The organism is uncultured Arenimonas sp., from assembly GCF_963976025.1.
Classification (GTDB): Bacteria; Pseudomonadota; Gammaproteobacteria; order Xanthomonadales; family Xanthomonadaceae; genus Arenimonas.
The window spans coordinates 1-9240 of sequence record NZ_CAXBJS010000107.1 but is presented as its reverse complement, the minus strand read 5'-3'; the positions used below and the strand labels follow the sequence as shown (position 1 = coordinate 9240).

12 protein-coding genes are annotated in these 9240 nt (G+C 67.7%); 6 read left to right on the top strand and 6 right to left on the bottom strand.

Going from position 1 to position 9240, the window contains the following annotated elements:
* Positions 1 to 31: 31 nt before the first annotated feature.
* Positions 32 to 1405: a class II fumarate hydratase gene (locus AACZ35_RS09435; RefSeq protein ID WP_339828449.1), complete on the top strand. Its 1374-nt coding sequence runs from the start codon at positions 32 to 34 to the stop codon at positions 1403 to 1405.
* Positions 1406 to 1418: 13 nt separating this feature from the next.
* Here AACZ35_RS09435 and AACZ35_RS09430 read toward each other — a convergent pair whose 3' ends face one another.
* The 6 genes from AACZ35_RS09430 to AACZ35_RS09405 all read right to left on the bottom strand — a co-directional run bounded on the left by AACZ35_RS09430 (position 1419) and on the right by AACZ35_RS09405 (position 5304).
* Positions 1419 to 2180: a DUF2807 domain-containing protein gene (locus AACZ35_RS09430; protein WP_339828447.1), complete on the bottom strand. Its 762-nt coding sequence runs from the start codon at positions 2178 to 2180 to the stop codon at positions 1419 to 1421.
* A gap of 16 nt (positions 2181 to 2196) precedes the next feature.
* On the bottom strand, positions 2197 to 2757 hold the full coding sequence (locus AACZ35_RS09425; protein ID WP_339828446.1) for a hypothetical protein: 561 nt from the start codon (positions 2755 to 2757) through the stop codon (positions 2197 to 2199).
* A gap of 73 nt (positions 2758 to 2830) precedes the next feature.
* Positions 2831 to 3817, bottom strand: a complete 987-nt coding sequence (locus AACZ35_RS09420) for a hypothetical protein (protein WP_339828445.1) — start codon at positions 3815 to 3817, stop codon at positions 2831 to 2833.
* Positions 3814 to 4674, bottom strand: coding sequence for an ABC transporter ATP-binding protein (locus tag AACZ35_RS09415; RefSeq protein WP_339828444.1), 861 nt, complete (start codon positions 4672 to 4674; stop codon positions 3814 to 3816). The genes AACZ35_RS09420 and AACZ35_RS09415 overlap by 4 nt, the downstream gene beginning before the upstream one ends.
* A complete protein-coding gene (locus AACZ35_RS09410) occupies positions 4674 to 5036 on the bottom strand; it encodes a GntR family transcriptional regulator (protein WP_339828443.1) in 363 nt (120 codons plus the stop codon). Before AACZ35_RS09410 ends, AACZ35_RS09415 begins: the two co-directional genes overlap by 1 nt.
* 1 nt (position 5037) lies before the next feature.
* Positions 5038 to 5304 (bottom strand): hypothetical protein, encoded by a 267-nt coding sequence (locus tag AACZ35_RS09405; protein ID WP_339828441.1) that lies wholly within the window; start codon positions 5302 to 5304, stop codon positions 5038 to 5040.
* Between the two features lie 144 nt (positions 5305 to 5448).
* Here AACZ35_RS09405 and AACZ35_RS09400 point away from each other — a divergent pair, with 144 nt between their 5' ends.
* The 5 genes from AACZ35_RS09400 (at position 5449) to AACZ35_RS09380 (ending at position 9181) form a co-directional block, all read left to right on the top strand.
* Positions 5449 to 6024 (top strand): glutathione peroxidase, encoded by a 576-nt coding sequence (locus tag AACZ35_RS09400; RefSeq protein WP_339828439.1) that lies wholly within the window; start codon positions 5449 to 5451, stop codon positions 6022 to 6024.
* 113 nt (positions 6025 to 6137) lie between these two features.
* Positions 6138 to 6923 (top strand): FKBP-type peptidyl-prolyl cis-trans isomerase, encoded by a 786-nt coding sequence (locus AACZ35_RS09395; protein WP_339828437.1) that lies wholly within the window; start codon positions 6138 to 6140, stop codon positions 6921 to 6923.
* Positions 6924 to 6926: 3 nt separating this feature from the next.
* Positions 6927 to 8288, top strand: coding sequence for a UDP-glucose/GDP-mannose dehydrogenase family protein (locus AACZ35_RS09390; RefSeq protein ID WP_339828435.1), 1362 nt, complete (start codon positions 6927 to 6929; stop codon positions 8286 to 8288).
* Positions 8278 to 8493 carry a SlyX family protein gene (locus AACZ35_RS09385; RefSeq protein WP_339828433.1) on the top strand — a complete coding sequence of 72 codons (216 nt, stop codon included), beginning with the start codon at positions 8278 to 8280 and terminating at the stop codon, positions 8491 to 8493. Before AACZ35_RS09390 ends, AACZ35_RS09385 begins: the two co-directional genes overlap by 11 nt.
* Before the next feature lie 13 nt (positions 8494 to 8506).
* Positions 8507 to 9181: a DUF2058 family protein gene (locus tag AACZ35_RS09380; RefSeq protein ID WP_339828431.1), complete on the top strand. Its 675-nt coding sequence runs from the start codon at positions 8507 to 8509 to the stop codon at positions 9179 to 9181.
* Positions 9182 to 9240 lie beyond the last annotated feature (59 nt).

Here is a 9240-nt window from a genome sequence, read left to right as displayed (position 1 = left end):
GGCCAGCAAGCCCCGCCCCGAATCCGACAGCCTGGGCGAGCTGCAGGTCCCCGCCGAGGCGCTGTACGGTGCCCAGACCCAGCGTGCCGTGCAGAATTTCCCGATTTCCGGCCTGCGCATGCCGCGTGACTTCATCCGGGCCCTGGGCCTGGTCAAGGCCGCCGCCGCCGGCGCCAACGCCGCCCTGGGCCACCTGCCCGAAGACCAGGCCGAAGCCATCCGCAGCGCCGCCCTGCAGGTGGCGGAAGGTGACCTGGACGGCCAGTTCCCCGTGGACGTGTTCCAGACCGGCTCGGGCACCTCGAGCAACATGAACGCCAACGAGGTCATCGCCCGCCTGGCCTCCAAGGGCCGCAAGGCGCCCGTGCACGCCAACGACCACGTCAACATGGGCCAGAGCTCGAACGACGTGGTGCCCACGGCCATCCAGGTCGCCGCCGTGCTGGCCTGCCGCGAGCGCCTGCTGCCGGCCATCAAGCACCTGCGCCTTTCGATCGACCGCAAGGCGCGCCGGGTCGGCAAGGCCGTCAAGACCGGCCGGACGCACCTGATGGACGCGATGCCGGTGACCCTGGGGCAGGAAATGGGCGCCTGGTCGGCGCAACTGGCCTCGGCGGCCGAACGCATCGATGACAGCCTGGATCGCCTGGTCCGCCTGCCCATCGGCGGCACCGCGGTCGGCACCGGCATCAACGCCGATCCACGTTTTGGACGCCGCGTGGCCAAGGATCTCGCCAAACTTTCGGGCCAGCGTTTTGCCCAGGCCAGCAACCTGTTCGAGGGCATCGCCGCCCAGGACGGCGCGGTCGAACTCTCCGGCCAGCTCAATACCCTGGCGACGGCGCTGATGAAGATCGGCAACGACCTGCGCTGGATGAACTCCGGGCCGCTGGCGGGCCTGGGCGAAATCGAGCTGCCGGCGCTGCAGCCGGGCAGTTCGATCATGCCGGGCAAGGTCAATCCGGTGCTGCCCGAGGCGCTGTGCATGGTCTGTGCCCAGGTCATGGGCAACCACGTCACCGTCACCGTGGCCGGCGCCAGCGGCAACTTCCAGCTCAACGTGATGCTGCCGGTGATCGCGCACAACCTGCTGCAGTCGATCGACCTGCTGGCCAATTCGATGCGGGTGCTGGCCGACGGCGCCATCGCCGGGTTCAGCGTGCGCCACGACCGCCTGGAACAGGCGCTGGCGCGCAACCCCATCCTGGTGACCGCCCTGAACCCGGTGATCGGCTACGAAAACGCCGCCGCCATAGCAAAACAGGCCTACCGCGAGGGCAGGCCGGTGCTGGCGGTGGCGATGGAACGCACCGGGCTTGAGGAAAAGGTGCTGCGCAAGCTGCTCGACCCGGCCGCGCTGGCCGAAGGCGGCATCCACGGGGCACCGGGCGGGGGCGGCGGCTGACCGCCCCGCGCGATCAGTTCTTCGGAATGCTGACCTTGCCGCGCACGCGGCCGTGGCCGACGTCGCCGCTGCCGAGCTGTTCGACCATCAGGTCGCCGTCCACGTCGTTCACGTCGAGGTCGCCCGAGCCGATGCGGCCCACGCGCACGCTGCCGCCGACGCGGTCGAACGTGATGTCGCCCGAGCCGAGCGAACCAACTTCCACGTCACCGCGGATGCGGCTGGCGTCGAGGTCGCCGGAGCCCACCGAACGCAGGTCCAGGCTGCCGATGTCGTCGAGCTCGATGTCGCCCGAGCCGACCCTGGCCGTGACCGCGCCGGCAATGGCGCGGGCTTCAAGGTCGCCCGAACCCACTTCGGCCGACAGGCTGGCGACGCCGTTGACCTCCACGTCGCCCGAGCCCAGGTCGATCTCGTAGGCCAGGCCCGCCGGCAGGCGTGCCTCGACTTCCAGGTAAGCGTAGGTGGGGCTGAAGAACACGCCCGAGCTGCGGCCCTTGCGTTCGATGCGCACCACCAGGGTGTCGCCGCGGCGGCTGGATTCGACCACCAGCTGCGGCAGGTAGTCGGGATCGGAGGCGCAGGCGCGGATGCGCAGCGGGGCTGCGGCATCGGCGGCGACGCCGTCTACGCGCAGGTCGTGCGAGGTGACTTCGAAACGCACCTGGCTGATGCCGTCCAGGTCCAGCGCCAGCTGGCGTTTGTCTTCGTGCTTGCAGTCGCTGGCCGCGGCCAGGCCGGGCAGCAGGAGAAGGGGCAGGGCGAGGAATTTCATGGTCAGGGCTCCGGGCTCAGTTGACGTTGACGTGGCAGTCGTCGATGTCCGACTCGTCCATATCGGCATAAGGCGCGAACTCGGGTACGGCCTCGGCCAGGGCCTGCTGGCTCTGGTAAAGCTCGGGCAGGCGGTCGCAGAGGGTCAGCGCCACGGCTTCGATTTCCTTGGCCTTTTCCTTGGCATTTTCCTCGACCGCGGCGGTGCCCTCGCCGCTGAGCAGGCCGTTGATGGCGATGCCGACGCTTTCCTTGGCCAGTTCGGCGCCCTGCATGCCGATGCCGACGCCGGCTTCGGCGATGGCGGCGACGTTGCCGCGGTAGGCGATGGCCAGCTCACGCTGGGCCGGATCCAGGCCGACCGGCTTGCCGTCGATGAGCATCTCGCCTTCGGGCGTCAGTTCGGCGTGGGGCAGGCCCTTGCCGCGGCCCAGGTCGAGGTTTTCCGAGGCCATTTCCTCACGCACTTCCCGGGCCACCTTTTCGGCCAGCGAAAGATCGCCGCCGCCGTCGTCTTTGCCACCGCAGCCGGCCAGGGCCAGCACCGGGACGAGAAGGAACAGGGAGAGTCGGGACATGGGAAGCCTCTTGCGTGGGTGGGCGGGAAACAAGACAGCGGGGCGGCCGTGCAGGCCCGCCCCGCCGGGGGAATCAACCTTCGTCGCGGCTGCGGCGGTAGTGCATGGCGGCGAAGATCATCGCCACGCCGACGGCCGCGCCGATCCAGAGGTCGAGGGTGGCGAAGGCACCCCAGGACTGCTGGGCGGAGAACAGGAAGACGATGTCTTCGGGGCCATCCGGGTTGAAGTTGACCAGACGCGGATCGCTGGCGCCGCGGTAGACCAGGTCCATGCCCGGCACGGTGCCCAGCAGCAGGCGACCGACCACGTGCTGCCAGAACCAGCTGGCGCTGGAGCCGAACATTTCCATCACGTCGAACCAGGTCACCAGGATGCCGGCGAACACGGGCACCAGCAGCGCCCAGAGGAAGGGCTTGGTGCGTGCCCAGGCCGAGACCAGCATCAGCCAGCCGACGGTCGGCAGGGCCCAGGCCGCGTAAACGGGCAGGGACGCGATCATGTGGAAGGAAATCGTGAGCGGGCTGGCCGGACCCCAGATCAGCGAGACCGGATTGCCGCCGTGGAACAGCACGTAGCCGCTGAGCAGCACCAGGAAGCCGATCGAGGTGATGATCGCCGCGCCCATCGCGAACAGCGGGGCCACCACCAGCGCACTGGCCACCTTCGACAGCACGGTCTGGCCGTCGGACAGCGGCAGCGACTTCCAGAACAGGATGCTGCGGTCCTTGCGCTCGTCGTACAGCGCGCCCAGGCAGTAGAAGAACACCACGAAGGCCAGCACGATCAGGGGCCAGGAGCCCGCCATCAGCGTGCCCAGGTCGAGGCCGCCGCCCAGTTCCGCCATTTCCTTGGGACTCAGGTTCTCGGTGAGCTGGTCGAGCTTGACGCCGTTCATCTGCAGTTCGCCCTGCTCGACGCTGCGACGCATGCTTTCACCGGCGATAACGGCCAGGGCGCTGATGATCAGGAATACACCGCCGGTGATCAGCGGCGCCCACAGGAACCCGCCACGGTGTTCCCAGTATTCACGCTTGAGAAGCCATTTGAAGGTGTTCATGCGTAGGTTCCTTTCATGGTGGCGACGAACAGGTCGGCGATGCCGGGGTTGCGGACCTCGCCGAAGGTGGCGACCTGCTCCCGGGGCACGCCGTCGAACAGCATCACGGCCTTGCCGAACACGGTGCGTTCGTCGATGGGGTTCAGGGCGCGGGCGGCCTCGGCCTTGTCGGCGGGCACCATCACCTCGGTGAAACGTTCGCCCACTTCGTCCATCGTCGCCGAGAGCACGATCTTGCCCTCGCGGATGAACATCAGGTCGGTGAGGATGTGTTCGATCTCCTCGACCTGGTGGGTGGTGACGACGATGGTCTTGTTCTCGTCGAAGTAGTCCTCCAGCAGGTTCTGGTAGAACTGCTTGCGGTAGAGGATGTCCAGGCCGAGCGTCGGTTCGTCGAGCACCAGCAGCTTGGCGTCGATGGCCATCACCAGCGCCAGGTGCAGCTGCACGATCATGCCCTTGGACATCTGCTTCACTTTCATGTCCGGGTGCAGCTTGGTGTGCGCCAGGTAGGCCTCGGCCTTCTTGCGGTCGAAGCGCGGGTGCACGCCGGCGACGAAATCAACGGCCTGCTTCACCTTGATCCAGCGCGGCAGCACGGCCACGTCGGCGATGAAACACACGTCCTGCATCACGTCGTCACGCTCGGTGCGCGGGTTCTTGCCCAGCACCTTGAGCTCGCCTTCGAAGGGCACCAGGCCCAGGGCGGCCTTGAGGGTGGTGGTCTTGCCCGAGCCGTTCGGGCCGATCAGGCCGACGATGCGGCCGGCGGGGATCTCGAAGCTGATCGAATCCACGGCGGGCTTGCCCTTGCCGTAGCGCTTGGAGAGGTTGCGTGCGGAAATGACGGCGCTCATCAGTTGCTCTCCTTTGCCTGGTCCATGAGTTTCCCGATGTCCAGGCCGAGGCGCTGGATGCGCTCGACCACCAGCGGCCATTCTTCCTTCAGGAAGCGGTCGCGCTCGGATGCCAACAGGTTTCCGCGCGCCCCTTCGGTCACGTACATGCCAAGTCCCCTTCTTTTTTCCACGAGTCCTTCGTCCGCCAGCTCCTGGTAGGCGCGGGAGACGGTGATTGGGTTGAGCTGATATTCGGCGGCGATCTGCCGGACCGAGGGCAGGGCCTCGCCGGGCTGGAGGATGCCGTCGAGCATCATCGCCACCACTTTGTCCTTGAGCTGCCGGTAGATCGGCGCACTGTCATTCCAGGCGATGGTCATTTCAGGACTCCTGGCGGGGCATGAGGGCGGCCATGGACACATAGGGCATGGCGATCTGGCGCTTCAGGGCGCCGCGGCTGATCTGGTGGGCCCGCAGCAGGGCTTCGGCGTCCGGGGCGTCCTGCTCGTCGGTTTCGACCGCGACGAGGGTCGTCGCAGGCGACAGCGAGACTGGTTGGCTCGGCGCCTCGCCGAGGCCGTAGCCGGCAACCAGGACGCTGAGCGAAACAGCCAGGGCCATCAGGTTGGTTTTGATCTTGGGGGTCATGTGCGGCCTCCCGCGTTGGTGAGGTATTGGTCAGGTGTTGTAGCGAACTATAACACCCAAAAACCGGCTGTCAACACCTTTTGCACACCAAGGGGCCCAAACTGATGGCATAGGCGCGGATGGTCCGCGCCGGAGGGGTGGACGATGGGCAGCAAATGGCTTGTTTTACTGGCCGGCCTGATGGCCGTGGCACCGGCTTTTGCCGGGGAAAAGCTGCTGGACCGGGATTTCCGGAAGCTGGCCGGCAAGGAGACGGTGAACCTGGACCAGGCCTACGGTGGCCAGGTGCTGCTGGTGGTCAACACCGCCAGCAAGTGCGGTTTCACCCCGCAGTACGAGGGCCTGGAAGCCATGTACGCCAAGTACAAGGACCAGGGATTCGCGGTCCTGGGCTTCCCGTCCAATGATTTCATGGGCCAGGAGCCGGGCAGCGAAGAAGACATCGCGGAGTTCTGCACGCTTACCTACGGCGTCAAGTTCCCGATGTTCGAGAAAGTGCAGGTGCGCGGAAGCGGCGCCACGCCGCTCTACCGGGACCTGGCCGCGGCCACGGGCGAGGCGCCGGGCTGGAACTTCCACAAGTACCTGATCGACCGCGAGGGCAAGGTGGTGGCCAGTTTCGGCAGCCGCACGACCCCGGACGATCCCAAGCTGGTGGCGGAAATCGAGAAGCAGCTGGCCCGGCCGGCACCCGCGGCCAAGGCCGCCAAGGCGGGCTGATCCGGGCCTGCGCCTGAACCGCCGCCACGGCCGTGATTGCCGTGGCGGCGGTGCATCGCGACAATAGCGGGCGTCGTGCCGTTCCGGCCCGCCCCTTCAGGAGTTTTGCCGCAATGAATCCCGCCCTGCGTTTCGCCGCGCCGCTGGTTCTCGCCAGCCTGGTGCTCAGCCTCAGTGCCTGCAAGTCCGAAACCCCGGAGGCCGAAGCCGAGGCTTCCGCCGAAACCGCCGAACCCGCCGCCGCCGAAGCCGGCGCGCCGATCGTCGAAGGCATCGAAGGCCTGGAAACCGAGCGCGCCCAGGTGAGCTACATGATCGGCCTGGACATCGGCCGTTCGATGTCGGTTGTCAAGCAGGACCTCGACCTGGACGTCGTGCGCCAGGCCATGGAGGACGCGTTCGAAGAACGTGAGCCCAAGATCACCGACGAACAGATGAAGCAGATCCAGGAAGCCTTCACCGTGCGCCTGCAGGCGCGCAAGCAGGCCGAAATGGAAGCCGCCGCCGTCGCCGCCAAGGCCGAAGGCGCCGCGTTCCTGGAAGCCAACAAGGACAAGCCCGGCGTCGAGGTCACCGAGAGTGGCCTGCAGTACCGCGTCGAGCGCGCCGGCAATGGCGCCACCCCGAAGGCCGACGACGTGGTGCGCGTGCACTACAAGGGCACGCTGCCCAACGGCGACGTGTTCGACAGCTCCTACGACCGCGGCCAGCCGGCCGAGTTCGGCCTGGGCCAGGTCATCCCGGGCTGGTCGGAAGGCGTGCAGCTGATGAAGGTCGGCAGCAAGTACACCTTCTGGATCCCGTCGGACCTGGGCTACGGCGAAGCCGGTGGCGGTGGCGTGATTCCGCCGCACACCATGCTGACCTTCGAAGTCGAACTGATCGAAATCGTCGAATAAGCCATGCGCGCAACGGTTTTCGGAACCGGTTACGTCGGCCTCGTCACGGGCACCTGCCTGGCCGAGGTCGGCCACCAGGTGACCTGCGTGGACGTGGATGCCGCCAAGGTGGCCGGGCTTCGGGACGGCGTCGTGCCGATCTTCGAACCCGGCCTCGAGCCGATGGTGCTGGCCAACCACGGCGCGGGCCGGCTGGACTTCACCACCGACGCGGCGGCGGCCATCAAGGACGCCGAGGTCATCTTCATCGCCGTCGGCACGCCACCCGACGAGGACGGCAGCGCCGACCTGCAGTACGTGCTGGCGGTCGCCCGCACCCTGGGCCGGCACCTGGCCGAACCGGCGGTGGTGGTGAACAAGTCCACCGTGCCGGTGGGCACGGCCGACAAGGTGCGTGCCGCGATCGCGGCCGAGCTGTCCGCGCGTGGCGTGGACATCCGCTTCGAAGTGGTGTCCAACCCCGAGTTCCTGAAAGAGGGCGCCGCGGTCAACGACTGCATGCGCCCCGACCGCATCGTGCTGGGCGCAAGCAGCGCCACGGCGGTGGAAACGATGAAACGGCTCTACGCCCCGTTCACCCGCAGCCACGAGCGTTTCGTGGTGATGGACGAACGTTCCGCCGAGCTGACCAAATACGCCGCCAACGCCATGCTGGCGACCAAGATCAGCTTCATGAATGAAATGGCGAACATCGCCGAACGCGTGGGCGCCGACATCGAACAGGTCCGCCAGGGCATCGGCTCGGATCCGCGCATCGGCTACCACTTCATCTACCCGGGCGCCGGTTACGGTGGTTCGTGTTTCCCCAAGGACGTGCAGGCGCTGGAACGCACCGCGCGCCAGCACGGCTACGAGGCCGGGCTGCTGCAGGCGGTCGAGGCGGTGAACAAGCGCCAGAAGCACAAGCTGGCCGAACTGGCCCTGCGCCACTTCGGCGGCGACATCGCCGGCAAGACCTTCGCGGTCTGGGGCCTGGCCTTCAAGCCCAACACCGACGACATGCGCGAGGCCGCCAGCCGCGACCTGCTGGCCGACCTGTGGCAGGCCGGCGCAAAGGTGCGCGCCTACGACCCCGAGGCGATGGCCGAAACGCAGCGCATCTTCGGCGGGCGCGAGGACCTGGTGCTGTGCGAGGACCCGGCCCACACGCTGGCAGGCGCCGATGCGCTGGTGCTGGTGACCGAGTGGAAGGCGTTCTGGAGCCCGGATTTCCCGGCCCTGGCCGCGACCCTGCGCGACCGCGTGGTGTTCGATGGCCGCAACGTCTGGGAACCGTCGCAGGTGGAAGCGGCCGGGCTGGCGTATTACGGCATCGGCCGCGGGCGCAGCCTGCAGGCCGGGCAGGGCAGCGGCCATGGCCACTGACGTCCAGCAGCGCCTGGCCGAACTCGAAACCCGCCTCGCCTTCCAGGAACACACCCTCACCGAGCTCAGCGACGCCCTGGCGGAAACCCGCCTGGAGTCGGCCCGCAACGCCCAGACCCTGGTGCGCGTTATGGACGAACTCAAGCAGTTGCGTACCCTGCTGTACGCCGATCCCGGCAGCGAACCTCCGCCGCCGCACTACTGAAGCACATCCCCCGATGAGCAATTCGCTGCGTGAAAAACTGCTGGGCCTGGGCTTCAAGGCCCCGGACCCGGAACCCCGGCGCGAGCGCCCCGAACGCGGCGGCAAACCCGCCGGCAAGGGCGGGGAACGTGCGCCCGGCAAATCCGGCAAGCCTGGTGATCGTGCGCCCGGCAAGCGAGGTGAGCGTGCCCCGGGCAAGGGCGGCGAACGCCCGTCCGGCCGGGGCAAGCCGCGCCCGGGCGGCCGTGCGCCGCGCAGCCAGGAAGAGATCGACCTGGCCAAGGCGTACGCGATCCGCGCGCAGAAGGAAAAGCAGGAACGCATCGAAGCCGAACGCCTGAAGCAGGAAGAAGCGGCGCGCCGTCGCGCCGCCAAGGCGCAGGTGGCCGAACTGCTCAAGGACAAGGCGCTCAACGTCGCCGACGCCGAGCTCGTTCGCCATTTCGAATACGGCGGCAAGATCAAGCGCATCTACGTGACGCCGGACCAGCTCAAGGCGCTCAACGCCGGCGAGCTGGCGGTGGTGCAGCTCGACGGCCGCTACCAGCTGGTCACCGTCGCGCTGGCCGACGAAGTCGCGGCCCTGCTGCCCAGCCTGCTGGCGCTGAAGGTCGACCCGAACGCCCCGGCCGAAGACGACCCCTACGCCGATCCGCGTTACCAGGTGCCCGACGACCTGGTCTGGTAGCACCCTTGTAGGAGCGCCTTCAGGCGCGAATCCCTTCTTTGCCAAAGGCAAAGTCAAAA

Coding starts and splice junctions, on each gene's coding strand:
- AACZ35_RS09415 (WP_339828444.1), bottom strand. CDS start 4,674: ATGAGCGCCGTCATTTCCGCACGCAACCTCTCCAAGCGCTACGGCAAG.
- AACZ35_RS09420 (WP_339828445.1), bottom strand. CDS start 3,817: ATGAACACCTTCAAATGGCTTCTCAAGCGTGAATACTGGGAACACCGT.
- AACZ35_RS09390 (WP_339828435.1), top strand. CDS start 6,927: ATGCGCGCAACGGTTTTCGGAACCGGTTACGTCGGCCTCGTCACGGGC.
- AACZ35_RS09380 (WP_339828431.1), top strand. CDS start 8,507: ATGAGCAATTCGCTGCGTGAAAAACTGCTGGGCCTGGGCTTCAAGGCC.
- AACZ35_RS09425 (WP_339828446.1), bottom strand. CDS start 2,757: ATGTCCCGACTCTCCCTGTTCCTTCTCGTCCCGGTGCTGGCCCTGGCC.
- AACZ35_RS09400 (WP_339828439.1), top strand. CDS start 5,449: ATGGGCAGCAAATGGCTTGTTTTACTGGCCGGCCTGATGGCCGTGGCA.
- AACZ35_RS09430 (WP_339828447.1), bottom strand. CDS start 2,180: ATGAAATTCCTCGCCCTGCCCCTTCTCCTGCTGCCCGGCCTGGCCGCG.
- AACZ35_RS09385 (WP_339828433.1), top strand. CDS start 8,278: ATGGCCACTGACGTCCAGCAGCGCCTGGCCGAACTCGAAACCCGCCTC.
- AACZ35_RS09395 (WP_339828437.1), top strand. CDS start 6,138: ATGAATCCCGCCCTGCGTTTCGCCGCGCCGCTGGTTCTCGCCAGCCTG.
- AACZ35_RS09405 (WP_339828441.1), bottom strand. CDS start 5,304: ATGACCCCCAAGATCAAAACCAACCTGATGGCCCTGGCTGTTTCGCTC.
- AACZ35_RS09410 (WP_339828443.1), bottom strand. CDS start 5,036: ATGACCATCGCCTGGAATGACAGTGCGCCGATCTACCGGCAGCTCAAG.